At 61.2% G+C, this 24340-nt stretch carries 26 protein-coding genes; 11 read left to right on the forward strand and 15 right to left on the reverse strand.

The window, feature by feature from the left end:
- Window positions 1-62: 62 nt before the first annotated feature.
- Both CRO46_RS12980 and CRO46_RS12985 read right to left on the reverse strand, forming a co-directional pair.
- A complete protein-coding gene (locus CRO46_RS12980) occupies window positions 63-890 on the reverse strand; it encodes a tRNA1(Val) (adenine(37)-N6)-methyltransferase (RefSeq protein WP_244577875.1) in 828 nt (275 codons plus the stop codon).
- The gene (locus tag CRO46_RS12985) at window positions 874-1119 is read right to left on the reverse strand and encodes a putative signal transducing protein (RefSeq protein WP_097108179.1); all 246 of its coding nucleotides are present in this window, start codon (window positions 1117-1119) and stop codon (window positions 874-876) included. The genes CRO46_RS12980 and CRO46_RS12985 overlap by 17 nt, the downstream gene beginning before the upstream one ends.
- Before the next feature lie 134 nt (window positions 1120-1253).
- Here CRO46_RS12985 and CRO46_RS12990 point away from each other — a divergent pair, with 134 nt between their 5' ends.
- The 3 genes from CRO46_RS12990 (at window position 1254) to CRO46_RS13000 (ending at window position 5304) form a co-directional block, all read left to right on the forward strand.
- On the forward strand, window positions 1254-2270 hold the full coding sequence (locus tag CRO46_RS12990) for a polyprenyl synthetase family protein (RefSeq protein WP_097108180.1): 1017 nt from the start codon (window positions 1254-1256) through the stop codon (window positions 2268-2270).
- Between the two features lie 234 nt (window positions 2271-2504).
- The gene (locus tag CRO46_RS12995) at window positions 2505-4448 is read left to right on the forward strand and encodes a tetratricopeptide repeat protein (protein WP_097108181.1); all 1944 of its coding nucleotides are present in this window, start codon (window positions 2505-2507) and stop codon (window positions 4446-4448) included.
- Window positions 4435-5304: a 4-(cytidine 5'-diphospho)-2-C-methyl-D-erythritol kinase gene (locus CRO46_RS13000; protein ID WP_097108182.1), complete on the forward strand. Its 870-nt coding sequence runs from the start codon at window positions 4435-4437 to the stop codon at window positions 5302-5304. The genes CRO46_RS12995 and CRO46_RS13000 overlap by 14 nt, the downstream gene beginning before the upstream one ends.
- A gap of 151 nt (window positions 5305-5455) precedes the next feature.
- Here CRO46_RS13000 and CRO46_RS13005 read toward each other — a convergent pair whose 3' ends face one another.
- Both CRO46_RS13005 and CRO46_RS13010 read right to left on the reverse strand, forming a co-directional pair.
- The gene (locus tag CRO46_RS13005; RefSeq protein WP_097108183.1) at window positions 5456-5704 is read right to left on the reverse strand and encodes a hypothetical protein; all 249 of its coding nucleotides are present in this window, start codon (window positions 5702-5704) and stop codon (window positions 5456-5458) included.
- Between the two features lie 591 nt (window positions 5705-6295).
- Window positions 6296-6811, reverse strand: coding sequence for a glycosyltransferase (locus CRO46_RS13010; RefSeq protein WP_097108184.1), 516 nt, complete (start codon window positions 6809-6811; stop codon window positions 6296-6298).
- Window positions 6812-6984: 173 nt separating this feature from the next.
- Between CRO46_RS13010 and CRO46_RS13015 the strand changes: the two genes are divergently transcribed.
- Together CRO46_RS13015 and CRO46_RS13020 are read left to right on the forward strand one after the other, a co-directional pair.
- Window positions 6985-8142 carry a PA0069 family radical SAM protein gene (locus CRO46_RS13015; protein WP_097108185.1) on the forward strand — a complete coding sequence of 386 codons (1158 nt, stop codon included), beginning with the start codon at window positions 6985-6987 and terminating at the stop codon, window positions 8140-8142.
- A 211-nt stretch (window positions 8143-8353) separates the two neighbouring features.
- A complete protein-coding gene (locus CRO46_RS13020; protein ID WP_097108186.1) occupies window positions 8354-8998 on the forward strand; it encodes a ribonuclease HII in 645 nt (214 codons plus the stop codon).
- A gap of 107 nt (window positions 8999-9105) precedes the next feature.
- Here the strand turns inward: CRO46_RS13020 and CRO46_RS13025 are convergent, their stop codons facing one another.
- From CRO46_RS13025 to CRO46_RS13065, 9 genes are all read right to left on the reverse strand, one after another.
- Complete coding sequence (locus CRO46_RS13025) at window positions 9106-9585, reverse strand: F0F1 ATP synthase subunit B (protein WP_097108187.1); 480 nt, start codon at window positions 9583-9585, stop codon at window positions 9106-9108.
- 15 nt (window positions 9586-9600) lie between these two features.
- On the reverse strand, window positions 9601-10185 hold the full coding sequence (locus tag CRO46_RS13030; protein WP_097108188.1) for a F0F1 ATP synthase subunit B: 585 nt from the start codon (window positions 10183-10185) through the stop codon (window positions 9601-9603).
- 66 nt (window positions 10186-10251) lie between these two features.
- Window positions 10252-10479: a F0F1 ATP synthase subunit C gene (locus tag CRO46_RS13035; RefSeq protein ID WP_007196430.1), complete on the reverse strand. Its 228-nt coding sequence runs from the start codon at window positions 10477-10479 to the stop codon at window positions 10252-10254.
- A gap of 65 nt (window positions 10480-10544) precedes the next feature.
- Entirely contained in the window at window positions 10545-11294 is a 750-nt protein-coding gene (locus CRO46_RS13040; RefSeq protein ID WP_097108189.1) for a F0F1 ATP synthase subunit A, read from the reverse strand.
- A 36-nt stretch (window positions 11295-11330) separates the two neighbouring features.
- The gene (locus CRO46_RS13045) at window positions 11331-11738 is read right to left on the reverse strand and encodes an AtpZ/AtpI family protein (protein WP_097108190.1); all 408 of its coding nucleotides are present in this window, start codon (window positions 11736-11738) and stop codon (window positions 11331-11333) included.
- Window positions 11739-12082: 344 nt separating this feature from the next.
- Window positions 12083-13261 carry a cell wall hydrolase gene (locus CRO46_RS13050; protein ID WP_425479277.1) on the reverse strand — a complete coding sequence of 393 codons (1179 nt, stop codon included), beginning with the start codon at window positions 13259-13261 and terminating at the stop codon, window positions 12083-12085.
- Window positions 13262-13404: 143 nt separating this feature from the next.
- A complete protein-coding gene (gene der / locus CRO46_RS13055; protein ID WP_097108192.1) occupies window positions 13405-14913 on the reverse strand; it encodes a ribosome biogenesis GTPase Der in 1509 nt (502 codons plus the stop codon).
- Between the two features lie 49 nt (window positions 14914-14962).
- Entirely contained in the window at window positions 14963-15634 is a 672-nt protein-coding gene (locus tag CRO46_RS13060; RefSeq protein ID WP_097108193.1) for a tetratricopeptide repeat protein, read from the reverse strand.
- 131 nt (window positions 15635-15765) lie between these two features.
- A complete protein-coding gene (locus CRO46_RS13065; protein WP_097108194.1) occupies window positions 15766-16353 on the reverse strand; it encodes an NnrU family protein in 588 nt (195 codons plus the stop codon).
- Between the two features lie 152 nt (window positions 16354-16505).
- On the opposite strand from CRO46_RS13065, the gene CRO46_RS13070 reads away from it, so the two are divergent.
- Together CRO46_RS13070 and CRO46_RS13075 are read left to right on the forward strand one after the other, a co-directional pair.
- Window positions 16506-16841, forward strand: a complete 336-nt coding sequence (locus CRO46_RS13070) for a TraR/DksA family transcriptional regulator (RefSeq protein WP_097108285.1) — start codon at window positions 16506-16508, stop codon at window positions 16839-16841.
- Window positions 16842-16991: 150 nt separating this feature from the next.
- A complete protein-coding gene (locus CRO46_RS13075) occupies window positions 16992-17945 on the forward strand; it encodes a polysaccharide deacetylase family protein (protein ID WP_244577876.1) in 954 nt (317 codons plus the stop codon).
- A gap of 30 nt (window positions 17946-17975) precedes the next feature.
- On the opposite strand, the gene sbmA is transcribed toward CRO46_RS13075, so the two are convergent.
- The gene (gene sbmA / locus CRO46_RS13080) at window positions 17976-19304 is read right to left on the reverse strand and encodes a peptide antibiotic transporter SbmA (protein ID WP_097108195.1); all 1329 of its coding nucleotides are present in this window, start codon (window positions 19302-19304) and stop codon (window positions 17976-17978) included.
- Between the two features lie 197 nt (window positions 19305-19501).
- On the reverse strand, window positions 19502-20695 hold the full coding sequence (locus tag CRO46_RS13085) for a YbfB/YjiJ family MFS transporter (RefSeq protein WP_097108196.1): 1194 nt from the start codon (window positions 20693-20695) through the stop codon (window positions 19502-19504).
- Window positions 20696-20712: 17 nt separating this feature from the next.
- Here CRO46_RS13085 and CRO46_RS19995 point away from each other — a divergent pair, with 17 nt between their 5' ends.
- The 4 genes from CRO46_RS19995 (at window position 20713) to xdhA (ending at window position 24340) form a co-directional block, all read left to right on the forward strand.
- Window positions 20713-20880 (forward strand): hypothetical protein, encoded by a 168-nt coding sequence (locus CRO46_RS19995; protein WP_179759052.1) that lies wholly within the window; start codon window positions 20713-20715, stop codon window positions 20878-20880.
- Entirely contained in the window at window positions 20877-21650 is a 774-nt protein-coding gene (locus tag CRO46_RS13090) for a 3-hydroxybutyrate dehydrogenase (RefSeq protein WP_097108197.1), read from the forward strand. Before CRO46_RS19995 ends, CRO46_RS13090 begins: the two co-directional genes overlap by 4 nt.
- Before the next feature lie 32 nt (window positions 21651-21682).
- On the forward strand, window positions 21683-22756 hold the full coding sequence (locus CRO46_RS13095; RefSeq protein WP_244577878.1) for a patatin-like phospholipase family protein: 1074 nt from the start codon (window positions 21683-21685) through the stop codon (window positions 22754-22756).
- A gap of 99 nt (window positions 22757-22855) precedes the next feature.
- On the forward strand, window positions 22856-24340 hold the full coding sequence (gene xdhA, locus CRO46_RS13100) for a xanthine dehydrogenase small subunit (protein WP_097108199.1): 1485 nt from the start codon (window positions 22856-22858) through the stop codon (window positions 24338-24340).

Consider the following 24340-nt stretch of genomic DNA (forward strand, 5'->3'; position numbering starts at 1 on the left):
TCCATGCACCACGCCATGTATGTCTTTTCTCACCCAGTGCAATGGTGGCGAAGACGCCTGCGCTATTTTGGTGACCGGTTTTTCGTGCGCCGCGGCAAGGCACTGCGACCATTGGCCAGATCGCTCATCCGGGCAGAAAACTCACGGCCCTGCCCTTCATGTATGAAGAGCCCGTCGCGCAGGCCCATGCGTGCCTGGCTGCCCTTGATTGCCGTGACGAGGACCCGGATCGCGTCGCTGCCGGCGCGCGGGATGACCGGGGTGATTTCAATGCCGCCGAAGCGCTTTCCCAGAGCGGCAAAGATCTCCGCCAGCGATTCCGGCCGGGCGATGACCGACACCTGGCCGCCCGGCTTGAGGATGGCGGCAGCGGTGCGAAGCCAGCGCTCGAACATATCGTCCGTTTCCATCGCATGGGCTTCGGCTTTCAACGGATCGGGCGTCCGGCGGTCGTTTCCAGCGTTGAAGGGCGGATTGAGAATGACGTAATCATAGGCATAGTCGGCCAGTCCCGCGTCACGGCGACGGTTCCCGGTCAGGGTCACATCAGCCTCGAGGATGCGCGTGCGAGAGGCAAGATGAGCGTTCTCGCGCAGAGCCAGGGAGCGTCGCGCGCAGTCGGCCATTGCTGTCGATCGCTCGATGAGCACAGCGCTGAGATCCGGCAACCGGTTGAGGGCGGCAAGCCCGGCAGCACCCGCGCCTGCACCGAGATCAGCCAGCACGCCGCCGGCGCCCTCGGGCACCGTTGCAGCCAACAGCATCGCGTCCATACCGGCACGATGACCGCTATCGGCGGGCTGGACCAGGAAAAACCCGCCATTGTGGAAGGCGTCGATCGTGGTGGCAGGTCTAGCGTCTGCGGTCTTGCTGTCAGGCGCTTGTGTCACGGTCGGTCCAGGGCCTGAGTTCTTCCTCCAGTCCGGCATCTATGACGATCCGTCGGGCCTGGGCGGCCATGGCGGGATCGACCAGGATGCGGCGCGGGATAACCCCCACCGAGCCTTCAAGAATGCTCATCCCGTTGTCGGCCACCATGCAGCCGATTCCGGCATCGCGCATCAGGCTTTCAACGAAGGAAATAAGGACCGGGTCGTTTGTGCGTATGAGGTCGTGCATGCGTTCTCCCTGTGTCTTCCCAGTTTCATGCAAATGTATCGGTTAGCAAGCCTGACCCGCGTCAAATCGCAGCTTGCCGTAGGGGGATGCCCTGCATAATGTGCACGGAAAAGATCAAACAGGAGTCCCTACCCGTGGGCGTAGTCATATCACTGGACGAAGGAAAACAAAGAGACGCATCGGTCAAGCCGCTGGTGGAAAACACCAAGGCCGACATGGAACGCGTCAACCAGCTGATCCTGTCCAAGGCGGGTTCCGACGTCGCCATGATTCCAGAGGTGGCGAACCACCTGATCTCATCAGGCGGCAAGCGGCTGAGACCGATGCTGACACTGGCTTCGGCAACGATGTTCGGCTACCGGGGCGAAGCCCACGTCAAGCTCGCGACCTCCGTCGAGTTCATGCACACGGCGACGCTGCTGCACGACGACGTGGTCGACGAGAGCGATCTTAGACGCGGCCGTTCCACGGCGCGGATGATCTGGGGCAACCAGGCCAGCGTCCTGGTCGGCGACTTCCTGCTGGGTCAGGCTTTCAAGATGATGGTCGAAGTGGGCTCACTGGAAGCCCTCGACGTGCTTTCGACCGCCGCTTCGGTGATCGCCGAGGGGGAGGTGCTGCAATTGTCGGTCGCCAAGAACATGGAAACGACGGAGGATGACTATCTTTCTGTGATCCGGGCGAAGACGGCAGCGCTGTTTTCAGCCGCCTGCGAAGTCGGGCCGATCGTGGCAGGCGTCAGCAAAGCCGAGCGCAATGCGCTGCGCTCCTACGGCATGAATCTCGGGCTTGCATTTCAGCTGATTGACGATGTGCTCGACTACGGCGGGTCGGCAAAGGATCTTGGCAAGAATGTGGGCGATGATTTCCGTGAAGGCAAGATCACCCTGCCGGTGGTGCTCGCCTACCGCCGGGGCTCCGAATCAGAACGGGCATTCTGGCGTGACGCCATCGAGAGTGGCCAGACCGATGATGCGGCGCTCGAAAAAGCAATGGGGCTGATCACCAAACATGGCAGCCTGAAAGACACCACCGCCCGGGCCGAGCACTATGCCTCGATCGCGCGCGACGCCCTGGCGCCACTGCCTGATTCGGCAGAAAAATCGGCATTGCTCGAAGTCATCGCGTTTTGCCTGGACCGGGCCAGCTAGGGCCGGAGACGCCTTGAGGCTTCTTGAACGCAGGCGCGTGCGTGACGGGCTTTTTTCTGCAATTTGCACTGCAAAACAGCGTTCACATGACCGCATTTGAACGTGAGGTGTTTCAACCTTGATCTGCGACGCGCTGGAGTCTTGTCGCTCTGCGCCAAAAAAGCCATTGTGTTGACTATATATGCTTCGGCACGTGGCCGACGCATGGCCAGAACGAACATGAGGCAAGACTTGATGCGGCGAAATTTGAAAGCCCGGTTTGCGGCCAGCGTTGCGCTGGGTGTTATTCTAACCCTTGGCGGAGCGGTGGTTTCCGGAGAGAGCCGTGCCGAAGCGGCAACAGCCCAGGAACAGGAAACGCAACCCAATTTCCTCGGTTTCGCCGGGGCCTATCTGGCGGCCCGCACCGCCGATGTCGACAATGACACCAGCCGTGCGATCGAATTCTACAGCAAGGCACTGGAATTTGACCCCAAGAATGTCGAGGTCAAGCAGCGGCTCATGGTGGCACTGTTCAGCGGCGGGCGATTTGCCGAAGGCGCCGTTCTTGCGCGCGAACTCAAGGATGACCCGGCGGTGGCGCAGATTTCCCGCCTGGCGCTGATGGTGGAAGCAACCAGCAAGCGCGAGTACCGCAAGGCCGCCAGCCTGCTCGATCCCGATGACAGCAATCCGATCGACCGTCTGCTCAACACGCTGATGAAGGCCTGGGCCCAGTTCGGTTATGGCGAGGGTGATGCGGCGCTTGCGTCGATCACGTCGCTTGAAGGGCCGCCGTGGTATCCGGTCTTCACCCGCTATCATGCCGGCGCCATGGCGCAGGCCATGGGCAAGAAGGCCGAGGCGCGGCAACACTTCACCGACCTGATCGCCGATCCGCAGTCGGGGGCTGCTGCGCCGGACACCTATATTCGCGCCGTGATGGCCTTGGCCGGGCTGGAAGCACGCGAAGGCAACAAGCGGGCAGCCCTTGACGCACTGGCCGCCGGCGAGGAATTTTCCCCCGGCTACGCCCCGCTCGCGGCCCTTGGGCAACTGATTGAAAGCGATGGCAAACCCGAACCGGGCGTGATGACCGCGCAGCAGGGCGCGGCGGCGGTTCTGTTCACCTTGGGCAGCGCGCTCAATCGCGAAGGCGCGGAAGAGACGGTAGCGGTCTATCTGCAGTTTGCCCGCACGCTTGATCCGCAAAACGCCGCGACGCTGGTCATTCTTGGCGGGTTGACCGAAAGGCTCGGCAAGCCCGAGGAAGCCATCAAGCTCTATGAGACCGTTCCTGAAACCTCGCCGATGCGCCGGGTGTCGGAGCTGCAGCTGGGTCTGGCGCTGGCCGATCTTGGCCGCAACGGGGAAGCCAAGGATCACCTCAAGGCGTTGATTGCGTCCGATCCGAAGGATATCCGCAGCTACCTCGCCTATGGCAGCGTGCTGTCCCAGGACAAGGATTACGTGGAAATGGCGCTCACCTACGAGACTGCCATTTCCGTCGTCGGGCCGGTGCCGACGCGCAATGACTGGAACCTGTTCTTTCAGGCCGGCATTGCCAATGAGCGGCTCAAGCGATGGCCGAAGGCCGAGGCGCATTTCAAGCGGGCGCTGGAACTTTTTCCCGACCAGCCGCAGGTGATGAACTATCTTGGCTATTCCTGGATCGACATGAACATCAATCTCGAAGAGGGCATGGACCTGATCCGCGCCGCGGTCGATCTCAGACCCAATGATGGCTACATCGTCGATTCGCTGGGATGGGCGCATTACCGTCTGGGTCAGTATGAAGATGCGGTGCGCGAACTCGAGCGCGCGGTCGAACTCAAGCCGGCGGATCCGACAATCAATGATCACCTCGGCGATGCCTATTGGCGGGTGGGACGTGAGCTGGAGGCGACCTTCCAGTGGAAGCGCGCACTCAGCAATGATCCGCCCGAGGACCTGTTGCCGGAGATCGAGCGCAAGCTGAGTGAGGGCATGCCGGATGAGGAAAAGGCCGTGCCGGCAACGGCGAATGGGACCGATGACGCTGACCGGGACGATCAACCTGCGGCAATACCCGGGGACGGCGCCGATGCGGACAAGAAGGGCTTTCTCGCTCCTGCCGAGGCTTTGAAGCAGCATGCGTGGGTGCCTGCCGGTTCCAGTGAAGCGACAGCGATCTCCCCGGAATTCGATGCTGAGAATTGACGCACCCGCCAAGATCAATCTGGCGCTTCATGTCACCGGGCGGCGGGCAGATGGCTATCACCTGATCGAAAGCCTTGTCGTCTTTGCCAGACTGGGTGACCTGGTCTCGGTGCAAGCTGCCGATCGCGACAGTTTCGAGCTCCGCGGGCCGGAAGCGGCTGCCCTTTCGAATGAGGCGAGCAGCAGCAATCTGGTTGTTCGCGCACGCGACGGCCTGCGTGAGGCGGCGCGGCAGTCCGGGGTGGATCTGCAACCGGTCAAGATCGTCCTCGACAAGCGGCTGCCTGTGGCGTCCGGCATCGGCGGCGGGTCTGCCGACGCGGCTGCGACGCTCAAGGCGCTGTGCCAGCTTTGGGATTTTCATCCCGGGCCCGATATCCTCTCCAAACTTGCGCTGGAACTTGGCGCCGATGTGCCGATGTGTCTTGACGGGCAGGCACTCGTTGCGCGCGGGATCGGCGAGAAACTGTCCCCGGTACACCTCGGTTTCGGGCTCGACCTGGTGATCGTCAATCCGCGCGTCGGCGTCTCCACGCCTGCGGTGTTTTCCGCGCTTGAGAAACGCGACAATGCCCCCCTGCCCGCGCCTGATGGCGTTGACGACAAGGAGCGGTTTCTGGAGTGGCTGGGCACCGCCCGGAACGACCTGCAGCCGCCGGCTGAGCGCATGGTTCCCGCCATCGCGAACTGCCTGTCTGCGCTTGAGCTCGCAGGAGCACGCTTCTACCGAATGTCGGGATCCGGCGCCAGCTGTTTCGGACTGTTTGACAGCGCGGAAGCTGCCCGGCAGGCCGCAACACGCCTGCAGCAGGATCATCCAGGCTGGTTCGTCGCCGCCACCGAGACGGTGCGCTAGCTGACGGCACTGCCACCAATCGGCTTGCAACAAATGACAAGACCCCCGGCCTTCTGGACGGGGGGCTTGCGTGTGACGCCTGAGCTTGTGTCAGGTTTGGGGTGAGGCCGGTCGGGTGGGGGAAACGGCCCGGCTCCATCCTGTCGTCAAATCAATGTTCGTAGAGGCGTATCTGCATCTGTTCGGACATCTGCTCGGTCTTGGGAGCGTCGTTGACTGAGGCGGTTGCGGTGCAGTCGATACCGGACCGGGCGGCGGCTGCGGGGCTATAGTCGGAAAACTCATCGACAATTGATTCGGGATGCCCGGAAATATTCGGGCCGCGCTGGAAGCCGTCATCGGCCTGGACTGTGGCAAAGGCGCCGGTGGAAGCGGCAAATGCGATAGGGGCCTTCTCCATGGACTCGCTTCTGCGAAGGGTCTCTGTGTTGTCTTCGGCCTTTTCTTGACAGCGCGCCGGGGAACCTGTCTTGATCCAGTGTCCGGTTTGCCGTCCGATGAGTTAAAGATCGATCCGCCGCGTGAACGCTGCGACAGCACGTGTGACCGTAAGGGATGCCCGGCGGCCGGAGAGGTCACTAACCAAAGTAATATCAACGGTTTAACCTACACGTGACCGCAAACACCGTGTGTCGCCACCTATCGCTGAGCCCTTGCACCGTTCACAATTTCGTTCACGCGGCTTGGCCAAAACCGCACAAGACCGAGAATTGCGAAAAGCAGGAAAATCGTTGCCGCCGGAAGGTTCTTGCCCTGCAGCAAGCCAATCGCGCCCATTCTCACAGCTGATCATGCAACTCGTAATCAGTGACAACCGGATGTGATCGATATCGGCCATGATTTGCCGCCCGAGTGGCCCGGTCCGCATCTGAAACCGATCTTCAAGAGCTGGCTGGTGAGTTTCTAGGGTGGGAGTCAGGCCGGGTTCCAGGTGATGATCACCAAGTTGGGAACTTGATGGGACCGGCCATGCGGCCGGATCGCGCAGGCGCTATTGCAGTGCAAGGACCGAGGCGGGAACGATCTCGCATTTCAATCTGGTCATGGCCAGGCCACGTCCAAGGCTTTCGAGCGACTGACTGGACCTGCCGTTGGCGATCGCCTGGCTTTTCGGAAGCAATACACCGTGCTCGAGGGCTGAAAGGCGGCGGCGAAGGCGCTTGAAAAACGGCAACCGGTACTCCCGTGACGGCTGCATGCGCGCCGGCATCCGCCCGGTATTCATGTGCTGGCCGATATGGTCCACCCAGCCCAGCAGCGGCCTCGCACCGGGTTCAATCAGCAAGAGCCAGTCGCCACGGGCTGAACGTACAACGTCACTCAGATCCGGATCCTCCAGGAAGCGGCAACCAGCGGCATCAGCCAACCGGGCGGTGTTGTCCCGCGATCCCCGGTCAAGAATGACGACTTCGGCTACAAGACCTTCCACGGCACCATGGACAAGGGCGGCGAGCGTGACAGCCAGGGCTTTTTCCTGATTCCTGCATTCAATCAAGACACTGATCATGCCCCCTTCTAGTTCAAGTCTGGCAGCTGCGCCAGATGGCCGGTCGCCTGCTCTCTGGCGGTTTATCAACAGCCCTCACACATTGGTTCTTGCTTTGTTCCACTACTTACGCTAGGAATATAGTCACGATCACCGACCGCTTCCTACTCACTCCCGATGGTCATGGAGGTTTCATGCCGAGCCTTGCAACTTTGAAACAGACTGCCCTGGCTCCCTCACTGGGAGCACCCGAAGCCGATGCGCTGATGTCGGCAAGCGGGGTGCGGGTTGCCGATAAACGGGTGCGCGGCCGTGGCGCCGGCCTGAACATGTCGGGCCGTTTCGAGGTTACCACGCGCGAGGTCTTCGACGATGGCTGGAGCAGCCTTGAGGAACTGGCGCCGTTCAAGACCGAGGTGCAGGTGGAAAAGCCGCGCACGGTCATCACCCGCAACCAGTCCCCTGATCTTTCCTTTGACCGGTCGATCAATCCCTATCGTGGCTGCGAGCATGGCTGCGTTTACTGCTTCGCCCGGCCAACCCATGCCTATATGGGATTGTCTGCTGGGGTGGACTTCGAGGCGCGGCTGTTCGCCAAGCCGGATGCGCCACGGCTTCTGGAACGGGAACTGTCAAAACCGGGCTACAAGGTTCAGCCGATCGCCATCGGCACCAATACCGATCCCTATCAGCCGGTCGAGAAGCAATGGCGCATCATGCGGCAATTGCTCGAGGTTCTCGAAGCGGCAGGACATCCGGTGGGCATTGTCACCAAGTCAGCGCTGGTGATGCGCGATATCGACATCCTGTCGCGGATGGCTTCGAAAGGCCTGGCGCGGGTGGCGCTCTCGGTGACCACGCTCGACCGCAAGCTGGCGCGCACAATGGAGCCGCGCGCAGCGACGCCTGAGCGCCGGCTTGAGGCCATGCGTGCCCTCTCAGAAGCCGGCATTCCCGTGTCGGTGATGGCAGCGCCTGTCATTCCTGGCCTCAATGATCACGAGCTCGAGCGCATTCTGGATTCAGCCAAGGCCGCCGGTGCGGATGCGGCAGGCTATGTCATGCTGCGGCTGCCGATTGAAGTCAGCCCGCTGTTCAGGGACTGGCTGCTCCGGCATTACCCTGACCGCTACCGTCACGTCATGTCGCTGGTACGGTCGATGCGGGGCGGCAAGGATTATGACGCCGAATTCTCCAAGCGGATGCGTGGCACCGGACCCTATGCCTGGCAGATTGCCCGCCGCTTCGAACTGACAGCAAAGCGGCTCGGGCTGAACATGCGAAAGGCACCCTTGAGAACAGACCACTTCGTCGCGCCCAATGGCGAAGGGGTTCAGTTGAGCCTACTGTAGGCCTCTTCCGCGCGGATGGGACTATGTCAGCGCGCTCACAGAAGGCGAGATTTTTGAATTGAACAGCGCGGTGATCCGCTCTTGCGGATGGCGCTGTCAGAAAACCGGACCGTACCCCGCCCCATAATGCGGTCCGGCGTCCGTGCGGCAATCCGTCCCCCGCCGCCGGACCTTGCAGAGGATCGGGCGGGTGTGCGAGCTTCGCCGCAATATGGCTCGCACCCCGCCCGATTCGCTGTTTCCCGATTACCCTGCGGTACCCGACTACCGCTTTGAGGAGCACTGTGTCCAAGACGGCTTTCGTCTGGTCGCAGGCCTTGATGAAGCCGGTCGCGGCCCGCTTGCCGGACCCGTAGTCGCCGCCGCGGTTATCCTCGACCCCGCCTGCATTCCCGTGGGGCTTGACGATTCAAAAGCGCTGACGGCCGCGCGGCGGTCCCTGCTGTTTGACCTGATCATGGCCTCGGCGCAGGTGTCCGTTGCCAGCGCATCCGCGCGTGAGATCGAAGCAACCGATATCAGGGCTGCAAGCCTTGCTGCGATGCGGCGCGCATTGTGTGCGCTGCCGGTCAGGGCCGACTACGCGTTGGTGGACGGACGGGACATTCCCGTGGGGCTGCCCTGCCCGGCACGCGCGCTTGTCAAGGGCGATGCCCGCTCATTGTCGATCGCCGCCGCGTCTATTGTCGCCAAGGTGACACGGGACCGGCTGATGATACGTGCCGCGACCGTTTACCCCGTTTACGGCTTCGACAAGCACAAGGGCTACGGCGCCAAGCTGCATCTCAAGGCCATTGCCGATGACGGCCCCTGCCCCCTGCACAGGATGACCTTCCGGCCGATGCGCAAGGGCTGAGCCAGAAGACTGCTGCATTCGCAACTTCGACCGGTCGCGGCCTGGCACTGGATACAAAAAAGGCCGGGAGGTGATCCCGGCCTTGATTACAGTCCCTGAGAGCAAACTCAATTGAGACGTGTCTTGAGCTCACCGAGCGAAGACTTGAACAGCTCGCCAGAGGCCTTGCTGTCAACCTTATCACCGATCAGCCGTTCGGCTGCAGCGATCGCCAGATCGACGGCGGAGGCACGAACCTCGTTGATGGCATCGGCTTCGGCCTGACGGATCTTCTGTTCAGCCATCGCGGTGCGGCGGCTGACATAGTCTTCGGTCCTGGCCTTGGCTTCCTCACGCAACACTGCGGCTTCCTTCTCTGCAGCGGTGAGAATGTTCTCGGCTTCAGATTCGGCTTCCTTGCGTTTGCGCTGGTACTCGGCAAGCAGTTGCTGGGCTTCTTCGCGCAGCTTCTTTGCTTCCTCGAGCTCGTTGCGGATCTGGTCGGCGCGCTTGTCGAGCGAGCCGGCGATCATCGCAGGCACCTTCACATAGGCAATGATGCCCAGAAAGATGATGAGACCGATAAATGCCCAGAATGTAGCGTCCATGAACGTCTCCCCTGCTTACTTGCCGGATGCGGCACGGATCGCCGCGGCGACCTCGGCCTTGGTCACGCTGCCGCCCAGGAGATGCTTGACCACATCGGTGGCGGCATCCTCGGCAATGGTGTCGACGTCGGCCAGGGCCTTTGTCTTGATGGCAGCGATGCTTTTCTCTGCTTCGGCCATCTTGGCACCCAGTTCCGCCTCGGTCGACGCCCGCTCTGCTTCTGCTGCGGCCTTGGCCTTCTCACGCGCTGTTTCGGCAATCGCCGACGCTTTCTTGCGTGCATCCGCCAGCTCCTGCTCATAGGCAGCGATGGCGTTGTCAGCCTCTTCCTTCAGACGATTGGCCTCATCGAGATCCTGGGCAATCCGGTCACGCCGGTGCTCCAGAATGCCGCCGATGCGAGGCACAATGACCCTGGACATGAGCAGATAGAACAAGCCGAAGGTGATCGCCAGCCACAACAGCTGCGATGCGAAGGTCGATGAATCGAAGGGCGGGAAAACACCGCTCGCGGGGGCACCGCCCTCGAGTGCGCCGGTTTCCGAATTGGTCCCTTCGGTGGGGTTGGACTGGGCGTAAGCCGTGGTCACAACAAACATGGTCACCTCCAGATGAAATGCCACGCCGGGGCATCCGGCGTGGCAAACCTAACTCTCGTTCGTCGATTAGACGGCGAAGAGGAGAAGGAGGGCAACGAGCAGCGAGAAGATGCCCAGAGCTTCTGTCACGGCGAAGCCGAAGATCAGGCGGCCGAACTGGCCATCAGCTGCCGACGGATTGCGCAGCGCGCCCGACAGGTAGCTACCGAAGATGTTGCCCAGGCCAATGCCTGCGCCGCCCATGCCGAGGCAAGCGATGCCGGCGCCGATGTACTTTGCTGCTTCTGCTTCCATGATTAAACTCCTTTGGAATGGGATGGATGCGATTTCGTTGGCGGCGGACCGCCGGTGAGTGGATCCTAGTGGCCGGGATGCAGGGCGTCGTTGAGGTACATGCAAGTCAGCACCGCAAAGACATAGGCCTGAAGAAAGGCGACAAGGAATTCGAGACCGGTCAGCGCCACGGTCATAACCAGCGGCAGGATTGCCGTACCGACACCGAGCGCGCCGAGGCTGCCGAGCGACACAACAAAGCCCGCGAAAACCTTCAGTGTGATGTGGCCGGCCAGCATGTTGGCGAACAGACGAACCGAAAGGCTGATCGGACGCGACAGGAAGGAGATCACTTCGATCATCACCACCAGCGGCAGCAGCACGCCGGGAACGCCAGAGGGTACGAAAAGCTGGAGGAAATGCAGACCATGCTTCCAGAAACCGTAGACCACGACGGTGCCAATGACGAGCATGGCGAGCGCGAAGGTAATGATCAGGTGGCTTGTAACGGTAAAGAAGTAGGGGAACATGCCCAGAAGGTTTGCCACGAGGACAAACATGAACAGCGAAAACACCATAGGGAAAAAGCGCATTCCTTGGGAACCGGCACCGTCCCGCAGCATTGACGCCACAAATTCATAGGACATTTCCGAGATCGACTGCAGACGCGAGGGAACAAGTCCGCGATTGGCAGTGGTCATAAACAGGAAACCGGCGGCAACACCAACGGTTGCCACCATGAACAGGGAAGAGTTGGTGAACGACAGATCCAGCCCGCCGATCTCGATCGGCACGATATTCTTGATCTGAAACTGACTAATCGGATCGTTTGCCACCTAGAACCTCTTTTCGCTACCCGGCCAAGCCGGACATTATTTTCCGTCGTCTTCGCTGCGCTTGCCCGCCTGGCTGCCCGCTGCCGGACCCGGCTGGGCAACCGCCCCGGTGGAGCGCAGCACGTTCAGCACGCCGGCACAGAAGCCAAGCAGCAAAAACACGATCAATCCCCACGGCGATGTGCCGAGAAACCGATCAAACAAGTAACCCAGTATCACCCCCACGACCACGCCGGCGATGAATTCGCTCGACAGCTTGACCGCCAGTGCGTAGCCCTTCGAAGCCTCCCTGCTGGATCCATTCTCAGGCTCTACCTTGCGGCGGGCCAAAAGTTCGGCATCCAGGCGCTTTCGACGGGCGTCCAGGTCTTCCGAACGGCCTGGATCCGGGTCACCGCCATTGCCCGGACCATCCGGGCCGCCAGAACCGCGCTTTTCATCCATGAATGCGCCCCCTGACTCGCCAGCGACGACCGGAAAAAGTCCGTATCGAAGTCGGGCGCAACATAGTTTTAGGGCAGATCATAGTCAAGGCGCTGAAAGGCCTTCATGTGGAACGATTTTACGCATTATTTTCAATGTGTTGAGACGACTTCTCAGACACCCGCTACAGAAGTATCAGAAAAACTTGGCCGGCTGCGCAAGACTCACGCGGACCGCGACGTGGCTGGCGGCGACACCAGGGCACGCGCATCGGGGTGTGAAGTTGGCGGTCAAATGCCCGCACACTTCGCCAATTCCAGCCTGTTGGCGCGTTCTTGGCATGAGCTGTCTGGCTGGTGATAAGATCAGGACCAGCCGCCGCCATGGGTGACATAGAAGATATGGAGACCGATCTTGCCAACCTTGCGCATCTTGCGGGCCCAGGGCGGGCTGACATAGGTGGCATGGTAATGGGTGGAGGAACCAACTTCGGTGAGCCAGATCTTGCCTGCAGTGGTCGCCAACGCAATCTCCTCGGCCATATCCCAGTGCTTCGGAGAGCGGACACGGTCCTTGATGCCATCGCAGGCGAAGGAAAACTGGCAGCGGTTGCGCCAGCTCTTGTTCTGGTACACCACACCGCACACGGTGTCGGGATAGGTCGGATTGCGGACACGGTTGAGAATCACCTGGGCGACAGCGGCCTGTCCCTTGACGCTTTCGCCTCTTGCCTCAAAGTAGATCCCCGCTGCCAGGCAGCGCTGCTCGGCTGCGGAGAAAGTTGCTGCCGGAAGCGCCGTGCCTGCCCAGTCGTGATCGTCCTTGTCGACCGGCGGGATAAAGCGCCCGCGCTTGGTTTCTTCGCGCAGCACCGAGCTGAATGGCGATTGCTTGGCATAATCGGGCGACGGCGGCGCGTAGGCTGTGGCCAGAACATCTGGATTATTGTTGGTGACCAGGCTCGCCAGAACCGGAGAAACCTGAGACTTGGAGACGCTCCTGCCAGTCGGATAGAACGCCGTCGCAATCTCGTATTCCTTGCCGCGGATGCTGGGCTTGAGAAATGCCATGCTGGTCTTGAGATCGGGTTCTGGACGCAGCAGTCGGGATTGCCGTTCAAGCACGGAGCCCGCTGAAAAACCCTTTGGCGGCTGCACGGGTGCGACAGCGATGACGCGACCCTTCTTGAGATGACGTGTGACGCGCTCGGCATCGGGACGCGGATCGGCTGTGCCAATCTTGCCGAGAAAGGCGATCTTGTCGCCGTTGGGCAGGGTGACACCCGCACCCGAGGTGATCGACGACGTCAGAATCGGGTCGGCGAATTCGAGCTCCGCCGTCTGGATCGAGCCTGCCGGTGAGGCGGTCAGGTGGGTCTTCCAGCGCTTGTCAGCGCTCTCGCTGCCGCCCAACATGGTGGCCATATCGGCGTGGGAGGTGACTGTCGGGCTGGAAAGGAATGCCGCGAGGCCGAAAACCATTGGCGCGGACAGGCGGCCAAGCCAGGAATGGCCGCGGTCGGGCGAACGACGCTTCTGACGCAAAACAACTACTCCAAACTCAAGACACATACGCGATACTGTGCTTGAGAATGGAGCATTAACCTTGATGGAGCGTTAATGAGCGATTCCGAAAAAGCGCATCACATGCCGGCACTCGAAGGCGGCGATAGCCCGGATGCTTCTCGTCAGCCGCTGCGCTTTTTCGGCGCCAGCTTGCCCGACACCGTGCGACGCGTGGATTTCTTCGGCATCACAGACGCGCGCTTCGGCTTGCTGTCCTTTGAGTCGTAGGGATTGTCGCCGCTGCGATAGACCACACGCAGGGGAACGCCGGGCATGTCGAAATCCTTGCGCAGCGAATTGACCAGATAGCGGGTATAGGATTCCGGCACCGCCTCCGGCCGGGTGCAGGAGATCATGAAGCCCGGCGGGCGCGACTTGATCTGGGTCATGTATTTGAGCTTGAGCCGGCGCCCCGAAACGGCCGGCGGCGGGTGATGCCCCTGGGTATGGTCGAGCCAGCGGTTGAGCTTGGCCGTGGAAACCCGCTTGTTCCAGACCCTGTGAACGAAGGCGATGTTTTCCATCAGCCGCTCTAGTCCGTCGCCGGTCTGACCGGCCACCGTGACAGCGCGGATCCCGCGGATCTGCGGCAGCAGTCGCTCGGTCATTTCGCGCAGTTCCGCCAGTTTTTCCTGCCGGTTGTCGATCAGGTCCCACTTGTTGAAGGCAATCACCGGCGCCCTGCCCTCGCGGACCACCAGATCCGCGATCTGCAGATCCTGCTTTTCGAAGGGGATGGTTGAATCAAACACGATCACCACCACTTCGGCAAAGCGAATTGCACGCAGCGCGTCGGCGACCGAGAGCTTTTCGAGCTTTTCCTGCACCCGGGCCTTGCGCCGCATCCCGGCCGTGTCGAACAGCTTGATCTTGCGGTTCTGCCATTCGAAATCCACGGCGATGGAATCGCGGGTGATGCCGGCTTCCGGACCGGTGAGCAGACGTTCCTCACCGAGGAACCGGTTGATCAGCGTCGATTTTCCGGCATTCGGACGGCCGACGATGGCAACCCGCAGCGGCTTTGTGTCGTCATATTCGGGGCCTTCGTCTTCGTCATCCGCGCTGTCGGGAATGGCTATGTCGACATCGGTGACGGCTTCGGCCAGCGGACCGTTTTTCGGCGGAAAGCAGCGCTCCTCGCCAAAGGTTTCGACAATCGCGTCGCGCAGATCGAGCATGCCGCCGCCATGTTCGGCGGAAATCGGGCAAGGCTCGCCGAGGCCGAGACGGAAGGCATCATACATGCCCGACTCCGAGCCCTTGGATTCCGCCTTGTTGGCAACCAGCACCACCGGTTTGCCGCGCTTTCTCAAGATATCGGCCAGCAGTTCATCCGCCGGCGTCAGCCCGGCCTTGGCGTCGATCAGGAAAAGCGCGCCGTCGGCCTCATCCATCGCCGCTTCACTCTGGGCGCGCATGCGGCCTTCCAGCGTGTCGGGCCCGGCAACCTCGAGACCGGCGGTATCGATCATGCGGAACCTGAGGTCGACGAGCTTGGCATCGCCGGGGCGACGGTCGCGGGTCACGCCCGGTGTGTCGTCAACAAGCGCCAGCTTGCGGCCGGCAAGCCGGTTGAACAAGGTGGACTTGCCGACATTCGGACGCCCGACAATGGCGAGGGTAATGGTCATGGTTGATCCTTGCCCGCAGGCATCGTCATGGTCCGGGATGGACGTCCGGTCAGGACGCACCACCCTTGGCCGCAATCATCTCCAGCATCAGGCTCGCCCGTGTCCTGACGCCATTCGGGGTCTGGCGATCGGCGTCGATCTCGCCGAACCACTGCGCCGCCTGTTTCAATTCGCCCGCCTTGTAGGCTGCAATGCCGAGCGCTTCGCGGGCCGAATGGCGGGCCGGATTCGACGGCACTGCCAGCACCTCTACCTCGGCCTGAACGTCGGCATAGCTGCCATGGTCGATCAACAGGTAGGCTGCACGCAGGCGCGCTGCATCGCGGATGGCAACCGGCAGGGAGACGTCCTTGCCGATCTCGGAAAATGCGGCAATGGCACCGGCGGTATCGCCCTTGTCCGCGAGAACCGTCGCCGCGCGCATCCGCGCCAGCACAGGGTAAGAACCGTAACCGGTCTGCTCCAGTTCCTGGAACTCGGCCAAAGCCGCGTCCGTGTCGCCGCCACGGGCTTTTTCCAGCGCCGCCAGAAAGACGTCACCGGACCTGGCTGCGGTGGTTTCCTTCCAGTACTGCCAGCCGCGAAGCCCCGCAGTCACCGCCACGACGCCAATCGCAAGCGCCAGCAGGACGAAGCGAAAGCGCTTCCACAGCGCCTTCATATAGTCCGAGCGCAGATCCTCATTGACCTCGCGGATGAATGTTGAATTGTCGTCTGTCATCGCGTCACCGACCGAAACCGGCCCTCTCAAAATCCTGCCGCTTGCGGCGTTGTATGGGGCCTTCTAGCCGATTTTATGTTTTCTGTAAGGGGGTAGCGTCCCGAAAGCTTGCAGACTTAGGTGCAATCCGCTCACTTTCCGATGAACGGCGACACGCCGATCAGCCATTTGTGCAGACCGCCGACAAACAGCACGTAAAGCACGAGGCCTCCGACAATTGCGATGACATCCCACTTTACCGGCCCTGCAACGGGATTGCTGGCGATGCCGGCACGCAGCCGCCGCTTCTCGGATATCCGGTCGATGACGGCCCAGACCAGAAATCCGCCAAACAGCAGCAGCGATGCCAGGTCACCATTGGCCAGAAGGTGGAGCAAGGCCCAGATCTTGACCGCAAGCAGCATCGGGTGCTTGACGGCAGCCTTGATGCGACCGGCCGGCACCTGCGAGGCAACCAGCAGGATCATGGCGGGGATCATCCCCAGCGCAACCAGATGGCTGATCCAGGCCGGGGCCACCCAGAACACCACCGGGTCAAGACGTGCCAAACCATAGCCCCAGACCAAGATGACGAAACCGATGATTGCGACCACCGAATAGATGCCTTTCCAAGCGTTCAACCCGCGCTGATCGATTTGCGCCTGACGAAATCCCGGTGCAGCGATCCGCACCGAATGTATCCCCAGAAACAGCACCAGTCCGACAATGAGCCAGATCATCATTCTTCTCCAATCACGCTAAGCCATTCGCAGTCCGTCAGCGCGGCGACCATAGCCCGGACAGGTCCGGTTTAGAAGCAGTGCATGGCGGGTATTTATGTCGCGCCTGCCTGGCATTTGTGTTGCTGCACGGGCTGGTCCAAGATGGCATGATGGAACCGGATCTGGAGACCGCCCGGCGGCGGCTTGTTGAGAAGAAGCTTGATCTCGAGAACATGTCGGCGCTGAGCCAGGAGGCCCGGGCGCCGGTCACGCTCGACCAGCAATCGGTGGGCCGGCTGTCGCGGATGGACGCGATGCAGCAGCAGGCGATGGCCGAGGCGCAGGAGCGGGCGCGCAAACGCGATCTGGTGCGCATTGACATGGCAGAACGGCGGCTGTCGCAAGGTGAATATGGCTGGTGCACCGAGTGCGGAGAGGCGATTCCGGACAAGCGGCTGGCGATCGACCCGATGGCGGAAAAATGCGTTCGCTGCGCGTCCGGTTAGGACCTTTTCACATCCGCGCCGCATTTGGCCGTCACAGCTTCACGATCACTCCTTGTCACGCGTAACACCGGATCGCACAGCCCTATGTCTTGTTTGAATCTTCGCCCTGCCCCGTGGCCAAGACAGTGCCGCGGAGCCCTGGTCACCGCCATGCTGGCAGGGTTCGGTGTCCTGGCCACTCCGTCCGCCCAGGCGGAATTCCGCCCGGAACAGCTGGTGCTGATTTCCTTTGACGGTGCGCATGATAACCGTTTGTGGGAGCGGAGTCTGAAGATGGCCGACCGCAGCGGCGCCCGCTTCACCTATTTTCTGTCCTGCACCTTCCTGATGAGCAAGGCGCAGCGCGAAGCCTACAAGGCACCGGGATACTCGGCGGGCCGCTCGAATGTCGGCTTTGCCCAGGACAAGGCCGAAGCGCTGACACGGCTTGAACATATCTGGTCGGCTTATCAGGCGGGTCACGAGATCGGCAGCCACGGCTGCGGCCATTTCGATGGCAAGGACTGGAGCAAATCGGACTGGCTTTACGAGTTCGACCAGTTCAACGCGGCACTGACCGGGGCGTGGGAGAAAAACGACGCTGAAACCCCGTCAGGCTGGCAGCAGTTTGCAACATCGGCCATCAAGGGATTTCGCGCGCCCTATCTCGCGACCGGTGACGGGCTGTTTGCCGCGCTGGAAAGCCGCGGCTTTGCCTATGATGCGAGCACGGTATCGAAAGGGCCGGTTTGGCCGGACTTCAGCAGGCCGACCGCGCATTTCGCGCTGCCGCTGATCCCGGAAGGGCCGAAGCAGCGTGCCATCATCGCCATGGATTACAATCTCTTCGTTCGCCATTCGGCCGCGATCGAAACCCCTTCGAAGTCGGAAGAGTTCGAACACCGCGCGCTGGAGGCGTTCCGGGCGGCCTTCGAGGCTGAATATTCAGGCAAGCGGCGTCCACTGCAACTGGGGTTTCACTTCGTCGAAATGAACGGCGGCGCCTACTGGAACGCGCTGGAACGCTTTGTCGAGGAGACCTGTGGCCGCGCGGAGGTCGCCTGCGTGACCTACCAGGAAGCGGTCACGCGGCTCAAGGCGAAGACCGAAGGCTCAGCGAGCTGAAAGCAAAGCCGGGGCGTTCGCTTTCAAACCTCACCTCTTCGGGTCTTGCACGGTCTGGACCGGATCAGGACCGCCGCCGCCGGGAGCCGGATCGGCAACATGCTGGGCGTAGCCATCGCCCTGCTCCTCGAGATACTTGCGATCGATTTCAGCGAGTTCCTGGCCGCGGAATACGGCCTCGAAGGCATGCAGACGCTTGTAGATCGAGATCAGTTCGACAATCGTGGTCCATGAGTTGATCAGGAACTGGAACGAGTTCGACACCTGGCCGAAGGCCGTGAGGATCTGCTGCCAGATGCCCAATGTGATCCTGCCCGTGACAATGGTCGGAACAAGCAGGATATGGACGTATATGTTGTCAGCCTGGAGATAGAAGCCGCGAGCGATGTTGAAATACATGTAGTGGAAATAGAGCCGGAAATAGTTTCGCCGGACATTGTCAAAAAGCTCACGGGTGGTCGGCGGTTGGGCGCGCGATGGATCATCCTCGCCATAGACCAGTTCCTTGCGGTAGGCCGCCTCGACACGCTGGTTGCGAAACTCGAGCCCGGGTAGCTTGATGCCAACCAGTGCCAGCAAGCCGGTGCCGAACGCGGCCCAGAACAACAACGCAATAAACAGGGCATGCGGAATTTCACCAACCAGCGGCAGTTCGGTGACGTATTGCGACAGTGACCACAGGATCGGCAAGAACGCCACCAGCGTCATGATCGCATCGACAAAAGCCACACCGAGGCCTTCCATGATCGAGGCAAAGCGCATGGTGTCTTCCTGCACACGCTGCGAGGCCCCTTCGATGTTACGCACCCGCGGCCAGCGCTCCATGTAGAAATTGTTCATCGCCGTGCGCCAGCGAAACACATAGTGGCTGACGAAGAAGCGGGTGACGACGAAGACGACAGTCGAAATGAAGGCGATCTGACAGAAGATGATGATGAGGTTGTAGAGATCGTCCTGCGAGACGGTGCCGTCACCGGTCAGCGCCTGCTGGAACTGGTCAAAGAACGGACGGCGCCAATTGTTGAGCGCAACCGAAACCTGCACGCCGAAATAGGTGGTAAACAGAATGAAGGCTGAGCCGAGGATCGACCACCATTGCCATTTGTGCGGCGAGTAGAAGAACCAGAAGGCGGCGAAGGCCACCGACCAGACGATGTAGTAGACGTAAAACCAAAGAAAGGACGAGGTGTAGAAATAGCTCAGGCCGACAATCGGCTCACCTTCCGGCTCGGGCAACGCAAAGCCAAGGGCCGCACCGATGCTGTCCCCTGCCCCGTACCATATGGCGATCGCCAAAGCCGTCCAGATCAGGACCGAGGTGAAGAAGATTTTCGGCTTCGGGAAGAATGATTCAAACACGGGCGGGATCCTGGACTGTGCCCTGCAAGACAGGGCGTGATTCGTCGTGGTTTGCCGGACTACCTATGACACCATGCCACAGACGGCAATCCGGCCGGCCCTATGCTCACGTCAATGTGCTGAAACGATGGCCCAAACAAGCTCGATGGCCCAGTGTTGCTTTCCAATTGCGCCGAAAGCTTTTTGCCTGCCGGGTGTCACGCAGCCCTGGGCCGACAATAGATCAGCACGATGGCACCGGATGCAAGCAGGCCTGCAGCGGCTGCAAGACTTGCCCAGGTGTAACTTCCCGACCAGTCGGCAAGGTAACCGGCGACCACGGGACCCAGAATCTGACCGGTGCCAAAGGCAGCAGTCATCAGCGCCAGCGCACGGCGCGGGCTTTCATTGGCAAGTTGCCGGCCGAGCTGAAGGCCGAACGCGGTGACCATGATAAAGGTGCCGCCCAGAAGGATGCCGCCGATGACGGGACCCGCCGGCAACGGCACGAGAACACTGGCCGCCACGCCGATGGCTTCGACCAGGCAGCCCAGGGCAAAGACATTGGCGTGGCCGACCCGCCGTACCGCAGGCATCCAGTATGCCACCGAGGGCGCTGCGGCAATGCCGGTGGCAAGCCAGACGCCGGCCTCGAACAACGACGAGCCGCCGCCAACGCGGACGATGGCAACCAGAAAGGTTGCGGTGACGATGTAGCCGAAACCGAAGATGCCATAGGCGATGGTCAGCGCCGCCAGTGACGGGGTCCAGGCGAGCGGCGGTTCCTTCCTCGCAGGACCCGTGCGCACGATATCACGGGGCAGATAACGCATCACCACGGCCAAGCCGGCAAAGGCAAGGACGGCAGCCATGATCCAGGCCGTACGCCAGCCGCTGTCGGCGAGGATGATCAGGCCGAACATGGCCGCCGAAATGGTTATGCCGGCGCCTACACCGCCGAAATGGCTGGACTGGACCCAGGGCTTGCTGGCAGCCAGACCGTGCGACAGCACGATGGCCGAGGTGAAGACCATGACAAATGCGCTCGCCAGCCCCGCCAGAAACCGGATGATGGCCAGAACCAAGACATTGCTGGAAACACCCATGGCCAGCAGAAGCAGCGCAGTCGCCACCAGGCCTGAAATCGCGACCTTGCGCTCGATGCCTTCCGCCCAGCCATAGGCCGCGAGAACGGCACCCAGCAGATAGCCGACATAGTTGGCCGATGCGATCCACCCGGCTTCCGCCGGTCCGAGCCCGAGGCCGGTCATCATCGCCGGCAGCACCGGCGTGTAGAAGAATCGCCCCAGCCCCATGGCCACAGCCATGGCCAAGGCCCCGGTGATGGCGGTCATCAGGATCGTGCGGTCCTGTTGCGGTGAAGAACTTGAATAGTCAGCGGGTCGAGACATGAGCGAGGGGCTTGGCGGTGGGAACGATCGAATTCGCTTTCTCCATGAACCCGATCAACCCGGGTGACAACCCGGAAGCCGCCATTGCTCCGCATTTTGCCGATAGGCTGACAAAACTGGACTGGAACTTTTCCGGTGATCGACTATTGTGCGTTGCAGCAATTCCAAAAAGGATCTCCTTATGAAAACAGTGATCGTTACCGGCTCCACCAGCGGCATTGGCCTGGGAATAGCCGAGAGTTTCGCCACTGCAGGATACAACGTGGTGCTCAACGGGCTGGGCGATGCGGCTGAAATCGAGACCACATGCGGGCGCCTGGCCGAATTGGGCGCAGGTGACGTGATTTTTCACGGCGCGAACATGCTCAAATCTGATGAGATCGCGGATCTGGTGGCCTCGACCGAGAAGCATTTCGGTTCTGTTGACGTCATCGTGCCCAATGCCGGAATCCAGCATGTCGAGAAGATCGAGGATTTCCCCATCGCCAAATGGGACGCGATCATCGCCATCAACATGAGCTCCGCTTTCCACCTGATCCGCGCCGCCATGCCCGGCATGAAAAAGAACGGGTTCGGCCGGATCATTGCGATCGCTTCCGCGCATGGCCTGATCGCATCGCCGTTCAAGAGCGCCTATGTCACCGCCAAGCACGGGGTTGTCGGCCTGATCAAGACCGTGGCGCTGGAGGGCGCAGAATTCGGCATTACCGCCAATGCGATCTGCCCCGGCTATGTCGAGACGCCACTGGTCAGCGGCCAGATCGCCGACACCGCAAAGGCGCGCGGCATGAGCGAAGAAGCGGTAATCAGTGATGTTATCCTCAAGGCGCAACCGACCAAGCAGTTCGTGCAGGTAAGCCAGATTGCAGCGCTCGCCAATTATCTCGCCTCCGATCAGGCCGCCCAGATCACCGGTGCAGCCCTGCCGATGGACGGCGGCTGGACGGCGCAATGAGCCCCCGGTCGGCGGGAGGGAACAAACCTAAAATGATCAACCTGGCGCTTCAGGGCGGCGGCTCGCACGGCGCGTTCGCCTGGGGCGTGCTCGACCGGCTGCTCGACGAAACCGACATCGGCTTCGAGGGGCTTTCAGGCACCAGCGCCGGGGCGGTCAACGCCGTCGTGCTTGCGCACGGCATGATGTCTGGCGGGCGCAAAGGCGCGCAGGAGGCGCTGGAAAATTTCTGGCGCAGAACAAGCCATGGCGGTTCGGTGTGGTCGCCGATGCACCATCTGCCGCAGATCGAGATTCCCGGCATGGAAGTCTTCAATGCTGCAAGCTATGCAGTGCTCGATACGCTCACGCGCACATTCTCGCCCTATGAACTTAACCCGTTTGACGTCAATCCGCTCAGAGACCTGCTGATGGATACCGTGGACTTCGATGGTCTGCGCGAGCACTGTGACATCAAGCTCTTCCTGAGCGCAACAAATGTGCGAAGCGGCCGGGTGCGGGTGTTCAAGACCGGCGAAGTCAGCGTCGACGTGGTGATGGCCTCGGCCTGCCTGCCATTTCTCTACAAGGCTGTCGAGATCGGCAACGAGCACTATTGGGACGGCGGTTACATGGGCAACCCGGTGCTGTTCCCGTTCTTCTACGAATGCGACAGCCGCGACGTGATGATCGTCCACATCAACCCGATGGAGCGTCATGACCTGCCGATGACGGCGCCGGAAATCCTTAACCGGATCAACGAAATTTCCTTCAACTCGTCGCTGATCGACGAGATGCGGGCGATCAATTTCGTCACCCGGCTGATCGAAGAGGACTGGCTCAAGGAGGAGCACAAGGGTAAGCTCAAGCACATTCTGGTGCATTCGGTTCGCTCGGATGAAGCGCTTGCGAACCTTCCTGTCTCTTCCAAATTCGATGTGCGGTGGTCGTTCCTCACAGACCTTAGGGATCGCGGACGCGCAGAGGCGGAAAACTGGCTGAAAACCAACCGGGATGCGATCGGAAAGCGGTCTACAGCCGATCTTCAAAGCCAGTATCTTGGCCGGGCGGGCACGCACCCGCTGGACGGGGTCCCTGAGGATAATGCGATAAATGAGGGTAATTGACCGGCTTTGCCTGAAACTGTCTTATCCTGCGGGCGGTCTTTCCCGTCGCGACCGGCTGGGATAAGTTTTGTCCAATTGGTTTAAAACTACAGAGGTGACATGACACAGTCGCATCGCAAGTCGATCCGCTTCCGGCTCAACGACCAGACGGTTGAATTGTCGAACATTGCTCCTGACCAGACGCTGCTTGACTGGCTGCGGCTGGACCGGCGGCTGACCGGCACAAAGGAAGGCTGTGCGGAAGGCGATTGCGGCGCCTGCACCGTTCTGGTCGGGCGGATCGACAGCGGATTGCTGACCTATGAAACGGTCAATGCCTGCATCCGGCTGACGACCTCGCTCGACGCCACCCATGTGGTGACGGTGGAATATCTCAACCGCCCCGATGGCGCCTTGAGCGCCGTGCAGCAGGCGATGGTCGACAATCACGGCTCGCAGTGCGGCTTCTGCACACCAGGCATCGTGGCCTCGCTGCATGCGCTGTGGCTTGCGGAACCAAACCCGAGCGAAGCCGACATTGAACGTCAGTTGCAAGGCAATCTGTGCCGCTGCACCGGCTATGAGCCGATCGTCAAGGCGGCGGTTGATGCCGCAAAGACCATTCCGTCTGCGGATAACGACCGGCTGGTGGCCGCATATGATGCCACCACCCAGGCGCTTCTGGAGTTTGCCGACGGTACAGGGGCGATCATCGAACATGACAGCGGCACGACATTCGTGCCCGCCAATGTGGATGACCTGGCGGAGATCTATGCGACGCATCCGGAGGCGACGATTGTTGCCGGATCGACCGATGTCGGCCTGTGGGTAACCAAGCACATGCGCGACATTTCCCCGGTGATCCATGTCGGCCATCTGGAGGAACTCAAGCAGATCAAGATCGACGAGACCGGCATCATGCTGGGTGCCGGCGTCTCCTACACATCGGCGCGTGGCGCGCTGGTGTCGGTGTTTCCGCAGATGGCGGAACTGTGGGACCGGATCGGCGGCGAACAAGTGCGCAACATGGGGACCGTCGGCGGCAATATCGCCAATGGTTCACCGATCGGCGACACGCCGCCGCCGTTGATCGCGCTTGGTGCAACCGTGACCCTGCGCAAGGGAGAGACACGCCGCAGCATGCCGCTGGAGGAATTCTTCATCGATTACGGCAAACAGGACCGTCAGCCGGGCGAATTCGTCGAGAGCATCTTCGTACCTCCGCTTGCGGAGGACGTGTTTTATGCCGTTTACAAGATTTCCAAGCGCCGCGACGAGGACATCTCGGCGCTGTGCGGCGCGTTCCATCTGGACACGGATGCCGACGGTGTCGTCACCTCGGCGCGGATCGCCTTTGGCGGCATGGCCGGCACACCCAAGCGCGCACCCAGGACCGAAGCGGCGCTGATCGGGCAGCCCTGGTCATGGGAGACGGTGCAGGCGGCACGGGCGGTACTGGCTGAAGATTACCAGCCGCTGACAGACTGGCGGGCCAGCGCGGAGTACCGGATGCTGACGGCGCAGAACCTGCTGATCCGGTTCTTCCTGGAAACTTGCGGAGCGCCTGCCCGCATCGAACGCCACCCTGCACTGGCGGAGGTCTGA

The sequence above is a fragment of the Parahoeflea halophila genome, assembly GCF_900220985.1.
GTDB lineage: Bacteria > Pseudomonadota > Alphaproteobacteria > Rhizobiales > Rhizobiaceae > Hoeflea > Hoeflea halophila.